A 16,690-nucleotide genomic window follows, 5' to 3' on the forward strand; every position below is an offset into this window, starting at 1 on the left:
ATTGATCCTACCGAACCGGTGAACCCAACGCAGTACTCATCACGCCGTGCTCAGTAAATGTGAGAAGCACGGTACCGGACTGATCCGTTCTGAAAACACGGGCACCCACCTCGTTGGCCACATCGAGAATTTCTTGATGCGGATGTCCATAGGAATTATCCTTGCCAGCAGAAACCAGAAGAACCTGTGGCGATATGGTCCTAATGATTTCGGTTCCACCATTGCGTGCGCCATGATGAGACGCCTTGAGAATCGTGGCTGGTGGTTGGGGAAATTTACGTAGTAGGGCACTCATCGCTTCGGTTTCCATATCCCCCGCGGAAAAATAGTCAATCTCTCCGCTGGCCACATGAAAACGGAAACGTATCACCAGCGACGTGTCATTGGGTTCGGCACGCTGGGCCGCCAAGGTTTCCGGGCCGATCACATGGTAACTGACCAGTTCGGTGTCTTTCACGGCCCCAGCTTCAATGACGCTGGCACCTGCCCATCGATCAAGCTCAAAACCAGCAGACACCAGCCTCTGGCCAATCTTGATACCCGATTCCTCTAAAGCGCTGATTCCCCCGAAATGATCGGCGTGAGAGTGCGTGACAAATACTATGGGCAACGAGGTGATCTTCAGCCTTCGCAAACATTGCACCACGTTGCCGTCTTCGGGGCCCGCATCCACCAGCCAACCTTGGTTCTCCCCCACATTGATGACGATTCCATCACCTTGCCCCACATCGCACATGGCAATATTCCAATTCTCATTAATGGGCTCGCGATAAAACAGTGTGGCCGGAAGTATTAGAGCCGCAAGAAACACCAGAACCGCACCCAGCATCGCCAGCGAGATCTGACGTACACGAACGCGCTCTGTCTCCCGACCGGCAATTAAAAGTATGCAGAGCACCGCTGCCAGCATGATGGCCAAGACGATTCCGAGGACACCTTCGGGCCAAGGTCGAGCCGCCCCTGGAAGTCCAGCGGAAAATTGGGCGATCTTGCCGACGAGTTCCGCGGGTAGCCCGGGAATCCACAACAGTACTTGTGCCACTGAAGGCATCGGCGTGCAGATCAGCAAGCAGACCATTCCCACGGCCGTAATCAGCGGGAGCAGTGGGGCCACCAACAGATTTGTGGGTAAGGAGTACAAGCTGAAATTACTGTTTAACGCGATGATCACTGGCAGACAGGTAAATTGTGCGGCACAGCAAATAGCAGTCATCTCAGCAAGCCACGAGGGCATGACATGTCCGAAGATTTCAGTCAGCGACGGGGTAAGCAAGATGATGCCCAAGGTGGCAAGTATTGATAGGGCAAAAGCTGGCTCGGCACCCAACTCAGGGTCAATGAGCAACAAAATCGTTGCGCTCAAGGACAAAATGCCCAATGACGCTTGCCCACGTCCCACGAGCAATGACAGCACAGCAATGCTACCCATCAAACTCGCTCGCAAAACGCTCGGATCCGGCCCAACAAACCAGGTAAAGAGTCCCACCGCAGCGATCATTAATAACGCGCTCGGCACCCGCGGAATAGAGAATACGCGCAACAAACTCAGAATAATTGCGGCCAGTAGTGCGATGTTAGATCCACTGACCGCGGTGAGATGGCTCAGGCCACTAGTTTTCATGGCGTCGGACAACGCCTCATCTTGTCCTGAGCGATCACCGTACAGCATGCCCGGCAACAACGCCTGAGCATTACTGGGCAACTGGTTGGATACTGATGAGAATCGATCTTTGAGGTTCTGTGCCGCATTCGGTTCGGACTGCGATAGGACCTTGGGCTCACTGAGAGCACGAGCCCACCAGGAAAAAGTGCCGGATTCCGCCGGCGCAAAACTCACAATGCTCTCGAAGCGCTGTGCGTTGTGAGGCAATGTGTAAGCGAGGGTCAAATATACCGGCACCTCGCATTGCACCCACGAGCCATCCTGCCAATAGCGTTCGACATTAGCGCTGCCTTTGAGCTCCCCATCGGGCGTCGGCACTACGGCTTCGTCAAAACTCAGTTCGGCACGAAGCTGTTGCTCCCCCTGTTCAGGAAGGGTGCACTGGCTACCGGTGATGTTGATGGTGGTGATAGCGAGTAGTCCCAAGAGGAAAACGATCGGACCGGTGAACCACGGCGTGGAATGGGCGCCATCATGCCGTTCGCGTAGGAGCAAAGCTAGCAACAACGCAAGAAGCGCAATGAATGCCCACAGCAATAGCGGCGGGATGGTGAAATAGGCGGCGAGCCATGCACCCGAGAGCAGCCACAGACCTCGAAAATCTGTTGTCATGGGACCACCAAATCGGCAAGTTTCTCGAGCATGGCTGGGCCGATGCCAGAAACTGCATCCAGTTCGTCCACGGAATTAAAGGGACCGTTTTTGGTTCGAAAATCGATGATCCGCTGCGCCAAAGCAGGACCAATACCAGGTAGTTCTTGCAGTGTTTCTGCATCAGCGGTGTTGATGGATATTTTTGCGTCGGCACTGGGGACGGGCACTGCTTGACCGGAAGACTCGGAACTCGCGCCGGGCATGATGATTTGCTGTCCATCAATGAGCTTCGCAGCTAAGTTGACCAGTTCAGGGTGAGCGCCCTTAGCCAATCCCCCGGCACTGTCCACGGCGTCGGTAATGCGCGAACCCTCAGGTAGCTCGTAAACGCCGGGCTTCTTCACCGCACCAACCACATGCACGGTCACCGAAACTCCGGAGGTACTGGGCGAACTGTCGGTGTTCTCGTTCTCGGAACTCTTGCTGGTGGCTTCGGAATCCAGCGGTACAGTCTCCAACGCGTCATTGGAGGGTGCGGGGGCCAAAAGGATAGAAATGGCGATCCAGGCGAGCACGACAAGGACCAAAGCGAGTACCGCTACGCGCGAGATCGCAAACCTGAGACGACCGGGACGTGGCGCGTACTTGCTGAAAAAATCGTGACGGCCCATGCGCCACATTATGAGCGGTCGGTTCTAGGCCGAGGCCGAACCCTTTTCAGGTTGTGGATCCAATGGGGCCACAGCGACCGCCAAGACGCCCATGCCGGTGTGGGCAGCAAGTACCGCCGGCAGGGATTCAATCACCACCGGCTGGTTGCTAAAAGGCGTTAGCTCCGTGGCGATTTCACTGGCAAGCTCAAGAGCCCCAAAATGCATCACACCAAGACGCACCGGTCCCTGGGCTGTGCGCGCGTCACGAAGAGCTAGGGACACCAGTCGCGCCTGGGCCCGCGCAAAGGACCGCGGTTTTTCCAGTGCGGTGATGGCCCCTTGATCGATGGTCAGGATCGGCTTGACGTTCAACAGGCCGCCGAGTACCGAGGACAGAGCACTGATGCGCCCACCACGGCGCAATTGTTCCAAGCTCGGCACCGCGAAGTACACCGAATTGGCGGTAGCCATGCGCACAATTTGTTCTAGCATCGCTTGAGGCGCGCCGGCATCCCTGGCATCGAGCACATCGGCGATGGTGAAGCCCAGTGGCAAGGCTACGGTATGAGAATCAAGCACCGTAACCTTGTTGGAAAATTGCGCGGCAGCTAGTCGTGCGGCCTCCACGGTACCGGAAAGTGCCCCGGACATGTGGATGGAAAGGACCTGCTGACAACCTTCAGCAAAGAGCTGTTGGTACACGCGCGCGAACTCACCCGGTGCTGGGCGCGAGGTTTTCACGGATTTGCCCATGGCCAATCCCATCATCAGGGCCGAGGTGTCGTCGCCCTGGACGTGGTTATCGACGATGATCGGGATATTAACTTCTGCGAACCCGGCACGGTCACGAAACTGTGGGGGCAAGCAGGACGCCGAATCGGTAACGATCCCAATGCTCGGACGCGAAAGCCCGCGCGGGGCCAGCCACTTCGGTAGCCAACCCGCGCGCGAGCTTTTGAGTCGATCGTTCATGAGGCGAGCTTACGGGGCAGGAACCACGTTCACCAGCTTCGGCGCACGCACAATCACCTTCAAAGGCGCCTTGCCATCAAGCATGCGAACTACTGCCTCATCGGCCAGCGCCAGCGCCTGCAACTCTTCCTCGGAGATGTCCACTGAAACCTGCAGACGTGCACGCACCTTGCCCTTGATCTGGACCACGGCGGTGATGGTGTCATCCACCAACAGCGACTCATCAACCTCTGGCCATGCGCTGGTGACCACGCTCGGTGCGTAGCCCAAAGCTTCCCACATATCCTCTGCGGTGTAGGGGGCGAACAGGCTCAGCAGCTGGGCGACGACCGTGGCGGCTTCGCGTACCGCTGGATCGGCAGCACCCGCACCGGAGTCGATGGTCTTACGGGTCGCGTTGACCAGCTCCATGGTCTTGGCGATCACCACGTTGAACTTGCCCGAATCCAGCAGCTGCGCGGACTCGTGCACGGTGCGGTGGGTCACCTGACGCAGGGACTTATCCCCGCTGGTGTAATCCACGCCGACCTCGCTGGTGGTGTCCTGGGCGATGCGCCAGGCACGGGCCAAGAACTTCTGCGAACCCGATGGGGACACATCGGCCCAGTCCACGTCATCCTCTGGTGGGGAGGCGAAGACCATGGTCAAACGCACCGCGTCCACACCGAACTTGTCCAGCTGCTCGCCCAAATCCACGCCATTGCCCAGGGACTTACTCATGGCCTTACCACCGTTGAGTACCTGGCCCTGGTTCAGCAGTGCGCTAAATGGTTCGGTAGCGTCAATCAGCCCCAGATCGTGAACGACCTTGGTGAAGAAGCGCGAGTAGAGCAGGTGCAAGATCGCGTGCTCTACACCGCCGACGTACTGGCCTACTGGCATCCAGTCACGCACAGCCTTCGGGTCAAATGGACCCTCGGTGTACTGCGGCGAAACGAAGCGCAAGAAGTACCAGGAAGAATCCACGAAGGTATCCATGGTGTCGGTATCACGCTTGGCATCGCCCCCACACTTCGGGCAGGCCACGTTGACCCAGTCCTCGGCCGCAGCTAGCGGGCTGGTGCCCTTAGGCGCCAAGTCTTCACCACGCAGGTTATCGGGCAGGCGCACCGGCAGCTGGTCATCAGGGACCGGGACCTCGCCACAATCAGCACAGTGAATGATCGGGATGGGGGTACCCCAGAAGCGCTGGCGGGAGAGCAACCAGTCGCGCAGGCGGAAGTTGATGGTGTGCTTGCCGGTGCCGGCAGCTTCCACAATCTCGATCGCCTTGGCAATGGCGTCCTTCTTCTCCAAGCCGGTCAGCTCACCGGAGTTGATCAGCTGGCCCTCGCCAGCGGTGGCGATGCCGGTTTCGTTAGGATCTTCCAGCCCGGTTTCAACCACCACGCGGACTGGCAGGTCGAAGGCGCGGGCGAAGTCTAGGTCGCGCTGATCGTGCGCAGGAACTGCCATGATGGCGCCGGTGCCGTAGTCGGCGAGCACATAGTCGGCAGCCCAGATCGGCAGCTTCTCCCCCGAGAGCGGGTTGATGCCATAGCGTCCGGTGAAGACACCGCTCTTTTCACGCTCGGTGGACTGGCGCTCGATCTCACTCAGGGCCTTGACCTGCTCCTGGTATTCCTCCAGGGCGGCGCGGTGTTCATCGGTGACCAGCTCGCCGGCCAGCTGTGCGTCTGCAGCGACTACCATGAAGGTGGCACCGTACAGGGTGTCGGGACGGGTGGTGAACACCGGGATCTTCACCGCAGGCTGGTTCTCGGTGGCCTCAATTTCGAAGGTCACCTCGGCGCCTTCAGAGCGGCCGATCCAGTTCTTCTGCATCAGCAGCACACGCTCAGGCCAGTGGCCCTTGAGCTGTTCCATGTCATCAAGCAGGCGATCGGCGTAGTCGGTGATCTTGAAGTACCACTGGTTCAGCGACTTCTTGGTCACCGCGGTGCCACAACGCTCACAGGCGCCGTTGACGACCTGTTCGTTAGCCAGCACGGTCTGGTCCTTCGGGCACCAGTTCACCGGGTGGTCCTTGCGGTAGGCCAGGCCCTTTTCGTAGAACTTGTTGAACAGCCACTGGGTCCAGCGGTAGTACTCAGGATCGGAAGTATGCAGACGACGATCCCAGTCAGCGGAGATCGCGTAGCGCTTAAAGCTGGCAGCCTGGGTGTCGATGTTCTTGTAGGTCCACTCGGCAGGATGGCTATTGCGCTTGATGGCAGCGTTTTCTGCTGGCAGGCCGAAGGAGTCCCAGCCGATCGGGTGCATGACGTCATAACCGCGCAGGCGCCAGTAGCGAGCGACTACATCGCCCATGGCGAAGGCTTCGGCGTGACCCATGTGCAGGTCGCCCGAAGGATAAGGGAACATGTCTAGCACGTAGCGGCGTTCGCGGCTACCATCATCGGCGGGCTTAAATACTTCTAGCTCATCCCATACCGGAAGCCACTTGGACTCGATGTCCTTGAATTCGTAGGTCCTAGGTTCGTTCGTCGATGATGTCACGCTGCTCTTCTCACACGCTTTGCGGAAATATTTCCGATGGGAAAACTTGTTTTTGGTTCCAGACACAACAAAAGCCCCCAAATTTCCACTCGGGGGTACGGCCACCGGCCGTGCTTAAACTAGGTTGCGCTTCGGATGCATATCGCGATTCTATCGCACATCGCCTAGTGACGCCCATCGATGAAGCGCCAGATTCGACACAGCCAGTGCACTTTTCCAGCTACTCGCCTCTACTTCCTTCGACAAGCTCTCCTCGACGAACAGTGCTTGCTCCCTCAAAAAGTTCTCCACAATCCGTCGCGCCTAATAAACGTGGCCGATCTGCTAGGCCGATGCTCGTCCCATGAACACCGCAGCTCTACTGGTCGCACTCCGCGAATTGTGCCGGGCTTCTTGGACCCTAGGACCCCAGCTCACTACCGCAATGCTCGTCCAGCTGGGCGCGCTGTGTCTAAAAATTCTTAGCTCGATCGGGGCGCTCGTCTACCAAAGCGAAGATCCACGAATGGTGCTGCTTCAGCTCGACCTGCTCGAACGTTTTGATCAAGAAGTACAACAGCAAAAACTCAGCCTGGCCCTTAACGCCGAAGTCACCGGCGCGCATGCCTTGTCGTTGAGCACCTTTGATGAACTCAGGCGGCTGCCGGACTACCCTGAGGCGCTGACGGAAGCCTATTTTGCTCAGCCAGCAGAACGAACCAGCGGGCGAACCTACTACAGCAACACGGCGGAAGTGATCGCCGGCTGGCTAGGCATCAACTATTTTGAGGCGCAGCGCCGCATCGATGACGCCCACCTATTGATCGGGCGACGCACCCTTGATGGAAGTATTTGCGAGCCACGTTTTGAACAACTGGCCGCGCTCTTTGCCAGTGGCACGGTGGATCGGCGTCGGATCGCCCGGGTTTCACGGCAATTAGAGAAATTGGAACCTGAAGACACGATCTTTGATGGTGTACCTAGCCAATTGCAGGCGCGCTCAGCCGATGGCACGCTGCTGGAAACCAACGCGGCGCAAGCCTTGGCCGATCTAAGCCCGGTCGAGGCACGCAAACATATTGATGCTGAGATCAGTAGGTACAAGGAAACCCATGGACTGGTCATCCCGCCTAAACTTGGTTTCTTCATTGGCAGGGTCATCGGCGGCGTGCACTGTTTCTATCTGCGAACCGATGCAACTCAGGCAGAGGTCTTCCACTCAGTCGCCGCGCAATCCAGCAATAAACGAACTAAAGCCGGCAAAGCAGCCCGCGGCACCGATGTCGGACAGGACACCACCGCCGATCCCGAGCAAGAATCAGCTGATCAGCACTCGGGCGATCAACATTCTGGCGATCAACATCAGGCCGCGGAAAATGACTGTAAAGAACCCATCCCGCCAACCCCTGACTGGCTCATCAGCGAGCAACCAATGCCACCCTGGGCTCAAACCCAAACCGCAGCTGAAGAAACCGCTGCCGAAGACGCTGACGCCGAAGAAACTGCAGCAACGGAAAATACTGACGGCCAAGACGCCGATTCGGAATCTGCCGCGAGTGGCCAGAGCAGCCCAGATAATGCCCAGGACCCATCTCCTGCCCAACGACGACTCAACGCCCTCATGGCCATTCTTGTTGCTCCTGTCTCCGGGGCTAAGCGCAAGGCCATCGTCCCCAAAGTCCTGGTGTACATGTGGCTCAGCGACTTACAAAACCTCGCCGAGGCTCACGGAGTCAGCGCCCATTCGGTGGACATACCGCCCGGCGAACTTCGAAAGCTTCTCGCCAACGCCGGAATCATCCCCCTGGTCCTCGGCTCAAACAGTCAACCCCTAGACATGGGCCGATCACAACGCTTCCACAAAGGAGCGATCAGAACCGCGATCATGGCACGCGACCGTGGCTGCATCGTGCCCGGGTGCACCACCCCACCGGAGAAAGTTGAAGTCGACCATTACGAGGTCTCCTGGTCCGAGGGAGGCGAAACTAGCGTGCGGTCGGGTGCCGGAATGTGCACAAACGAGCATCAACAACGCCACTCAGAACAGATCAAGGTCGTCAACGTCGATGGTCTCCCGCACGTCATCTTGCCCGAACACTTGGACCCGGAACAAAAGCCACGGAGAAATACCTACTGGGGCGCCCTGCAAGTTGACGACTGTCCGACCTCCAATATGCCGTCGGATCCTCCTACCCCGAACAATCCCAGTGCCCCACAGAGTCCAGAAACAGAAGCCAACACCGATCCGGACACGAACCCCACGCCCTAGCGCTGTGCGGTAAATATGAAAACAGCGACGCCCGAACCATAAGTCGGTTCGGGCGTCGCTTCGTGTTCAGCTCTCGAGCGAGTCGTGAAGCTTAGGCTTTGGTGTCTTCGTCTACCCAATCAAAGGTGCGAGTCACTGCCTTCTTCCACAAGCGCAGGTTGCGCTCACGGGTTTCTTCGTCCATGGATGGCTCCCAACGCTTGTCCTCAGACCAGTTGGTTTCCAGTTCGCCCAGATCCTTCCAGAAACCCACTGCCAAACCGGCTGCATAGGCAGCACCGAGGGCAGTAGTTTCGGTGACCTTAGGTCGGACCACAGGAACGCCCAAGATATCAGCCTGGAACTGCATCAAAGCTTCGTTAGCAACCATGCCACCATCGACCTTAAGCTCGGTCAGTGGTACCTCGGCGTCGGCGTTAACAGCATCCAGGACCTCGCGGGTCTGGAACGCTGTAGATTCCAATGCAGCACGGGCAATGTGGTTCTTGTTCGCGAAGCGAGTCAGTCCCACAATGGCGCCACGGGCATCCGAACGCCAGTATGGTGCAAACAGACCGGAGAATGCTGGCACGACATAAACGCCACCGTTGTCATCCACCTTGGCAGCCAGTTCTTCGATTTCTGGTGCCGAGGAGATCATGCCGATGTTATCGCGCAACCACTGAACCAATGAACCAGCTACAGCAATCGAGCCTTCCAGCGCGTAGACAGGCTTAGCATCGCCCAGCTTGTAGGCCATGGTGGTCAGCAAACCGTTGGTGGAGTTCACGATCTCGGTGCCGGTGTTGAAGATCAAGAAGCAGCCGGTGCCATAGGTGTTCTTCGCGGTACCAGCGGTGAAGGCAGCCTGACCGAAGGTCGCTGCCTGCTGGTCACCGAGGATGCCAGCAACCGGTACTTCACGCAGCAACTGGTTGGTGTGCACCTGACCGTAGACCTCAGAGGAGGAACGGATCTCGGGCATCATCGAGAGCGGAACACCAAAATCAGCAAGGATCTCTTCATCCCATGCCAAGGTCTTCAGGTCCATGAACAGGGTACGGGACGCGTTGGTCACGTCGGTGACGTGAACACCACCGTCGGTGCCACCGGTGAGGTTCCACAGAACCCAGGTATCGGTCGTTCCGAACAGCAGATCTCCTGCCTCGGCACGCTCTCGAGCACCTTCGACGTTATCCAGGATCCACTTGATCTTGGTTCCGGCGAAGTAGGTAGCCAATGGCAGACCTACGGTCTCCTTGTAGCGGTCGGTGCCCCCATTGGCAGCCAGTTCATCGACGATGTCCTGGGTTCGGGTGTCCTGCCAGACGATAGCGTTGTAGACCGCTTCACCAGTGTTCTTATCCCAAACAACGGTAGTTTCACGCTGATTGGTGATACCGACGACCTCGATGTCGTGACGGGTCAGGTTCGCCTTGGACAGCGCCTGGCCGATCACTTCGCGCACGTTGTTCCAGATTTCGGCTGGATCGTGTTCAACCCAACCGGCAGCTGGGAAGATCTGCTCGTGCTCGAGCTGGCCTACCGAGTGCACATCACCGGCGTGGTTGAAAACAATCGCGCGGGAGCTGGTCGTGCCCTGATCAATGGCGATAACAAATTTTTCACTCATGATTTACTGCTCTCTTTCTAGAACATTAGAGCGGCAACAAGTCCGCCAAGGATACCGCCGGTTGCTGGTCCCACCAATGGGACCCACGAGTAGGCCCAGTCGGAGGAACCCTTGCCCTTGATCGGCAAGACAGCGTGCGCTACACGTGGGCCAAGGTCACGGAATGGGTTGATTGCGTAACCGGTGGCACCACCGAGCGACAAACCGATGGCAACAACCAACAGTGCCACGGCCAGTGGGCCAAGCTCATGTGGAGTGTGTCCCAGTCCGGCGATCACGAAGACCAAGACGAAGGTACCGAAGATCTCGGTGACGAGGTTCCAACCGTAAGAGCGGATGGCTGGTCCGGTGGAGAAGACACCGAGCTGGGTGCCGGCGTTCTGCGGATCATCCAGGTGCTTCTTGTAGGTCAACCAGGTTCCTACGGCACCAAGGAAGGCACCAATAAACTGCGCCACGAAATACAACAAGGTATTGGCAAATGTTTTAGCCACACCTGGAGCATATTCTGCAACATCTTGGTTGACCAGCAAGCCGAGAGTGACTGCAGGGTTTAGGTGGGCTCCGGATATGCCCGCGATCCAAACACCACAGTAGACAGCTAGACCCCAGCCGAAGCTGATGGCGACCCAGCCCGCGGCGCTACCAAGGGTCCCCTTCAGAGCAACGTTGGCGCAGACGCCGCCACCCATGAGAAGGAGAATGAAAGTGCCGACTAATTCGGCGAGAAACACGTGAGTGGACATCTTTGACCTCTGAGTGATTTCGACTGCCGGCGGCCCCTTGCCGCCGGCCACATGGCAGATTAGCTGAGGATGACTCCATGGCTATCTGCAAGAACCGAGAGCGAATGGTCGATTTCGGCTTGGAGCTGGGACTGATCCCAACCCATTGGGTCAGCAAGGCAGTTAGCTACCTCGATGACCAAATTCTTTGTCACCAAGCCGCGGAAGGCTAGGTTGGTGCGGCGGATGAAGACGTCGATCAAGCGGCCGACCTGCTCGTTGTTGGCCATGTAGGCGATTTCTTGGCAGGAGAGCTCCTGGGTGTGCTCGAGCATCTGCTCATTCTCACCGAGCTCGCTGAGCACGTGATCGGCACGGGTACCGTAACGCTCGAGCAGAACGCGCAAGCGATCATGCGAAGCCTTGGACTCGCGTGCTGCGTACCAAGCGGCCAAAGCACCTTCGTTTGTTGGGAAGTTCTTACCGCCGCCAATGGCTACACCAACGGTGGACTTGACCTGACGCTCGCCCAAGAACTCTAGGGCCTTGCCACCCAGATTTTCACTCAGCGCACGGAAGGTCGTCCACTTTCCGCCGATCAGCGAGAGCATGGTGGTCTTATCGGTCAGGCGGGTTTCCTTGACCTGGTAGTCACGGGAGACGAAGCCTGGAGCAGTGTCATCGTGATTTGGCAGTGGGCGTACGCCGGAGAACTTGTACACGATCTGCTCTTCGGTGGCCTTGATGCCAGGGAAGACGTGGTGGATCAGGTCGAAGAAGTACTGGACTTCTTCATCGGTGCACACGGCTGGTTCGTTCATGTCGTGCTCGAGGTCGGTGGTGCCAACCAGAACACGGCCAAGCATTGGGTAGATCAATACGATACGACCGTCTTCGTGTTCGAAGAAGATCTCGCGTCCGCCGGTGGCTTCAAGCAGTTCTGGGTGATCGAGCACGATGTGCGATCCCTTGGTGCCGCCGGTCCACTTGGTCTCACGACCCAAGTCCTTGTTGGTCAAATCGACCCATGCACCGGTGGCGTTGATGATCACTTCGGCGTCGAAGTCGAATTCTTCACCGGTCAGTACGTCACGCAGCTGGGCCGTGCCACCGTCAACGCCGGTGAGCTCAACATAGTTGGTGGCGCGAGCCTTGTCGTTGGCGTTCAGGCCTTCGCGCAGCACGTCCAGGGTCAGGCGTTCTGGGTTGTGCACCGAAGCGTCAAAGTAGGTTGCGGTGTACTTGACGTCATCGCGCAGCTGAGGCAGGTCCTTGCGGGCACCCTTGCCGGACTTGAAGCTGTGCCATGGGGTGTTGCGACCGCCGACACCTGCGAACACGTCGTACATGATCAGGCCAGCTTTGATTAGCGCAGCGCCTCGTTCGGTTGGCTTGCCGGACTTGTGGGTCAAGAAGCGCATTGGTGCGCTGAGGATTCCCGAGAAGGTGGAGAAGATGGGGATGGTGGTCTGCAGTGGCTTCACATAGTGTGGTGCGATTTCCAGCAGGGAGTTACGTTCCTGCACGGATTCGTGCACCAGACGGAACTCACCATTTTCGAGGTATCGGATGCCACCGTGGATCATGTGCGAGCTGGCGCCGGAGGCACCTTGGCTGTAGTCACCACGTTCGATCAATGCGACGTCGATTCCCTGCATCGCCAGGTAGCGGAAGGTCGCTACACCGTTGATGCCGCCTCCAACTACCAGTACCCGCGCTTGCGGACGTTCACGCAGTTTGGATAGCTGTTCCCGAATCACGATTTGTGCCCCTTTGTAACAAATGAATAAGTCTGAAGCTAGTCTTGTTACTGAACGGCAATTCGGTCAAACAAAATGCACAAACGTGCAGAAATGATGAAGGTGATGAAGAAAACACCGTCCGGGGGAACCTATAAGCGAGGCGTCACTGGCACATCCGTGCACACCACCCCCAAAGCCAAGGACGCGTTGCGCGCAGCCCAGCTCTATTACCTGCAGGATATGAAGATGGAAGTGATCGCCAGAGAGCTTGGCACCTCACGATCGACCGTCTCCCGATTGCTCACTCACGCCAAGCGCACCGGCATGGTCTCGATCAGCATTACCCCCAGCGCCAACATGTCCGCACTGCTAGGAAATCAGCTGGCCGAACACTATGGCGTGAACTTTTATGTGGTTCCCACCGATGGGTCCATGGATGATTCAGAACTTCTGGTCCGTGTCTCAGCACATGCGGCCTACCTCTTAGGCGATATCGTCTCCTCCTCGATGACCGTGGGTGTGGCGTGGGGGTCGACCATGCAAGCGGTCTCGGCGGCGTTGTCATCCCATCCGACCCATGACACTAAAATCGTCCAGCTCAACGGAGCGGCCAACCCGGTCAGTAGTGGCGTCGGCTACGCGAGCGACATTCTCACGCGCTTTGGTCAGGCCTTCACCGCGCGGACCGAGCAGTTCCCGGTGCCAGCATTTTTTGACCGCGCCTCCACCCGCGATGCCATGTGGCAAGAAACCTCGATCCAGCGTGTACTTAAAGTGCAACAAGAGATGAATCTGGCGATCTTCTCGCTCGGTTCGGCCGGATCCACTGTGATCTCGCAGGTCTACCGCGGCGGATACCTCACCAAAGATGAAACCCAAGAGCTACGAGAGATGGGCGTGGTGGGAGATGTGGCCACGGTGTTTTTCGACAAGGACGGCAACAGTTCAAGCATTGCCCTGAACTCGCGTTCCACCGGCCCCACCCTTGATTCGTTGCGCAAGGTGCCCACCAGATTTTGTGTGGTGGCCGGACGCGGCAAATTGGCAGCCGTTCGCGGTGCACTCCAGGGCGGGTTGATCACCGACTTGGTCATTGATGAGGGTACGGCTTTGGCCCTGCTCGACGGGTAGGATTTAGACTATGCGCCAAAGAGAACACCTCATGTCCACGCACCGGATCTATGGCGCGCAGGTGCGCGTATTCACAGCTGTAGCCCACGAGCCCGCCCGTGGTGTGATCTTTGCGGTCCACGGCTTTCGCGGGGACCACCATGGTTTGGCTCGCATTGTGCAGAACCTTGAGAACTACACGGTGATCGTTCCCGACCTGCCAGGTTTCGGGGCCTCCAGCTCCATGAGCGATCACGCCCATGATGTTGATGGTTACGCCCAGGCGCTCGATGCGCTGGCCGACGAGTTGCAGCTTGATGACACCATCCATCTGCTCGGCCATTCTTTTGGGTCGATCGTCGCCGCCAAACTGGCGAGTATGCGCCCCTTTGCCTCGCTGCTGCTGCTGAACCCGATCTCAGAACTAGCGTTGGATTCCTCGCAGGCGCTGCTGGCCAAAATTACCAGTGCCTACTATGAGCTGTGCGCCAAACTCCCGGCATTCATCGCCGAACCATTGCTTCGTTCACAACTTTTCAGTGACGCCATGAGCCTGGTGATGACCAAAAGCAAGGATCCGGCCATCCGCCGTTATGTGCGTGAGCAGCACCGAGCATATTTTGGTGGTTTCCACTCAACGAGCACCTTGGCCCAGTCATATCGCGCCTCGATCACTTCGACCGTGGCGAACTACTCCCCCGAGCTGACCCTACCGACCTTGATGATCGGCGGCATGCAAGATGAACTCGGGACCCCGGAGACTCAAGAACAATTGCGCAGCAGCTTCGCGCACGCACAATTGCTCATGCTCGAGAACGTCGGGCACCTCATCCACTACGAAAAGGCCGAAGAAACCGCTGGTGCCATCGACGCATTCTTGCGCTCGCTCCCGCAACCGAGCAGCGAACTCTAAAGCACGCTATCCTGGTCGATCGCGATATTGACCACCGGATCCTTGGCTGCAGACATGGTGGATCGCAGGTGGCGCAGCGCGCTGGTGACGTCATGGCCGTCAGCGTAGGAGAAGAACAGCACATACCTGTGTTCGATCGGCGGGCCGTCGATCACCGTTGGACCGTGGATTTGCACCTTAGCCCGCGTGGAATCCTCCAGTGCTGCGATCAGCCGTTGGGCTCCTGGACCGGAAATGATCGCGCTGCGTACAGCTGGTGGCAACCCAACTTCGCGGCGTTCAGCTAATTCACGTTCGGCGAAGCTTGCCGGATCGTAGCGGACTAAACTGGCACCGGCCGGGCTGGGATTCCCGGTCAGCACCACTACCCCATCGCTGGTGGCCAGGCTCGCGGCGGTAAACCAGCGTGAGAGCACTTCTTCGGCGTTCCGCAAAGAATCATGGGCGAGCATCTTGTCGGCGTCGAGCAATAGCACCGTGGCGTAGCCACCTTCAACTATCGGTTCGACTCCCGGAGTTGCGACCACCAACGCCGGTTTATGAGGGACTTTTTCCACCGGCTTTGCTCCGGTGGAGGAAATAACTGGCACCTTGGGGAACGCCAGTCCGAGTTCTTCTGCCGTACGCTCGGCCCCAATGCTCGCTGCTCTGATCCGCGGTGATTGGCAATTTTGGCAGCGGTAGTCATGAAACTGCTCGCCACACCAGCGGCACGCCACATGTGAGTGCTGCCCGGCAAGATGCAACGGGCCTTGGCACAGAGGACACCGCGCTAGTGTGCGGCAATCTTGGCAGGCGACCGCGGGGACAAAACCGGTGCGTGCCACCTGCACTAGGACCGGGCCGCTCTCCAACGCCTTGGTTGCTTCGCGCCATGCGGTCGAAGGTATGCGGGCACGGGCCAGCATCGGATCGCGCTCCAGCTCAAAATCATTGGTTGTAGCGATCACCCGTGCCGCATGGGCACGAAGTTGATTCCGCGGCAATTTCAGCTCGATCGCCCACCCGGTAGTCACCAGTCGTTGCGCTTCCACGGTGCGTGAGGGCGAAGCGATCAGCAGGGAAATATCGGCCTGCTGGCTACGCAAGAGCGCCACTTCCCTACTGTGCTGGTAGGGCGCGCGCTGTTCGCGATGGGACTGATCGCCATCCTGCCACACGATTACCAGTTCTAAATCCGGCACGTGGCAGAGGGCGGCGGAACGGGTACCGATGACGATCTGCACGGCCCCAGAAATGGCGCGCAGAAAATTTCGGTACCTCGGGGTTGGCCCGTCGTCGGCCTGCAACCGCGCATAAGACTGCGCCCCGTACTCGGCGTCCAAGTAGTCGCCGAGGATTTTTACATCCCGTGCATCAGGCACAATGAGCAGGACTCGTTTCTCGCGCTGCAGTACCGGCCGGGCAGCGTCCAGCAAGAATTTTGGCCAGAACCCGTCCACGTTAGGTACCCAGGTGGCCACCGCACGCAGCGTTTCGCCACGTCCCCACGCCTCAAGCGCCTGTGTTCCCTGCTCGTAGCGTTCGAGCTGATTCGGCGTCTGCGGCAACACCGGGGCGACGTGTTCGAGTTCTTCTTTTTCGACCTTGGCCGCTCGCGCAGGCACAGCCGATCGCACCACATCCCACAGCGTGCCGGCATAACGGGTCGCGACCTCACTAGCGGCAGCCACCACCTCTGGGTAAAGGGCCACTTGTTCGCTGACGATTTTTGCCAGCGGGCGCAACTTCATCGTCGAGGCATGGTCTTCGAGAATTTCGATAATGAATCCGGCCAGTTGTTGTGGTCCAAAAGGGACTTTAACGCGAACACCTGGGCGAGCTTGTTCCTCCATCGAGGCAGGAACCTCATAGTCAAAAAACCGGTCGAGGTGTGGGACCGAAGAATCAATCAGCACCCGAGCAACCCGTTTAATACGGGCCGGCTCGGGTGCTGCGATCAGAGCATCTTGCTGCACT

At 58.2% G+C, this 16,690-nt stretch carries 11 protein-coding genes; 3 read left to right on the plus strand and 8 right to left on the minus strand.

The window, feature by feature from the left end; all coding sequences use genetic code 11:
- Positions 1 to 7: 7 nt before the first annotated feature.
- From QMQ05_RS08320 to leuS, 4 genes are read right to left on the minus strand one after another with little or no spacing between them, the layout of a single operon-like run.
- Positions 8 to 2,275, minus strand: coding sequence for a ComEC/Rec2 family competence protein (locus QMQ05_RS08320; RefSeq protein WP_345474574.1), 2,268 nt, complete (start codon positions 2,273 to 2,275; stop codon positions 8 to 10).
- Positions 2,272 to 2,928, minus strand: coding sequence for a ComEA family DNA-binding protein (locus tag QMQ05_RS08325; RefSeq protein ID WP_345474576.1), 657 nt, complete (start codon positions 2,926 to 2,928; stop codon positions 2,272 to 2,274). Before QMQ05_RS08325 ends, QMQ05_RS08320 begins: the two co-directional genes overlap by 4 nt.
- Before the next feature lie 24 nt (positions 2,929 to 2,952).
- Positions 2,953 to 3,882, minus strand: a complete 930-nt coding sequence (locus QMQ05_RS08330) for a DegV family protein (RefSeq protein WP_345474578.1) — start codon at positions 3,880 to 3,882, stop codon at positions 2,953 to 2,955.
- A 9-nt stretch (positions 3,883 to 3,891) separates the two neighbouring features.
- Positions 3,892 to 6,381 (minus strand): leucine--tRNA ligase, encoded by a 2,490-nt coding sequence (gene leuS, locus QMQ05_RS08335; RefSeq protein ID WP_345474580.1) that lies wholly within the window; start codon positions 6,379 to 6,381, stop codon positions 3,892 to 3,894.
- A 343-nt stretch (positions 6,382 to 6,724) separates the two neighbouring features.
- Between leuS and QMQ05_RS08340 the strand changes: the two genes are divergently transcribed.
- Positions 6,725 to 8,629: an HNH endonuclease signature motif containing protein gene (locus QMQ05_RS08340; protein WP_345469137.1), complete on the plus strand. Its 1,905-nt coding sequence runs from the start codon at positions 6,725 to 6,727 to the stop codon at positions 8,627 to 8,629.
- Positions 8,630 to 8,720: 91 nt separating this feature from the next.
- Here the strand turns inward: QMQ05_RS08340 and glpK are convergent, their stop codons facing one another.
- From glpK to QMQ05_RS08355, 3 genes are read right to left on the minus strand one after another with little or no spacing between them, the layout of a single operon-like run.
- Positions 8,721 to 10,241, minus strand: coding sequence for a glycerol kinase GlpK (glpK, locus tag QMQ05_RS08345; protein WP_334123677.1), 1,521 nt, complete (start codon positions 10,239 to 10,241; stop codon positions 8,721 to 8,723).
- A 17-nt stretch (positions 10,242 to 10,258) separates the two neighbouring features.
- Positions 10,259 to 10,987 (minus strand): MIP/aquaporin family protein, encoded by a 729-nt coding sequence (locus tag QMQ05_RS08350; RefSeq protein ID WP_345469142.1) that lies wholly within the window; start codon positions 10,985 to 10,987, stop codon positions 10,259 to 10,261.
- 59 nt (positions 10,988 to 11,046) lie between these two features.
- On the minus strand, positions 11,047 to 12,726 hold the full coding sequence (locus QMQ05_RS08355; RefSeq protein ID WP_345469144.1) for a glycerol-3-phosphate dehydrogenase/oxidase: 1,680 nt from the start codon (positions 12,724 to 12,726) through the stop codon (positions 11,047 to 11,049).
- Between the two features lie 105 nt (positions 12,727 to 12,831).
- Here QMQ05_RS08355 and QMQ05_RS08360 point away from each other — a divergent pair, with 105 nt between their 5' ends.
- Together QMQ05_RS08360 and QMQ05_RS08365 are read left to right on the plus strand one after the other, a co-directional pair.
- Positions 12,832 to 13,839, plus strand: coding sequence for a sugar-binding transcriptional regulator (locus QMQ05_RS08360; protein WP_345469145.1), 1,008 nt, complete (start codon positions 12,832 to 12,834; stop codon positions 13,837 to 13,839).
- Positions 13,840 to 13,849: 10 nt separating this feature from the next.
- Positions 13,850 to 14,731 (plus strand): alpha/beta fold hydrolase, encoded by an 882-nt coding sequence (locus tag QMQ05_RS08365; RefSeq protein ID WP_345469147.1) that lies wholly within the window; start codon positions 13,850 to 13,852, stop codon positions 14,729 to 14,731.
- Here QMQ05_RS08365 and QMQ05_RS08370 read toward each other — a convergent pair.
- Positions 14,728 to 16,689 carry a primosomal protein PriA gene (locus tag QMQ05_RS08370; protein WP_345469149.1) on the minus strand — a complete coding sequence of 654 codons (1,962 nt, stop codon included), beginning with the start codon at positions 16,687 to 16,689 and terminating at the stop codon, positions 14,728 to 14,730. The genes QMQ05_RS08365 and QMQ05_RS08370 overlap by 4 nt on opposite strands.
- Between the last annotated feature and the right edge of the window lies 1 nt (position 16,690).

Origin of the sequence: Glutamicibacter sp. B1 (genome assembly GCF_039602135.1) — a bacterium.
GTDB classification, from domain to species: Bacteria; Actinomycetota; Actinomycetes; order Actinomycetales; family Micrococcaceae; genus Glutamicibacter; species Glutamicibacter ectropisis.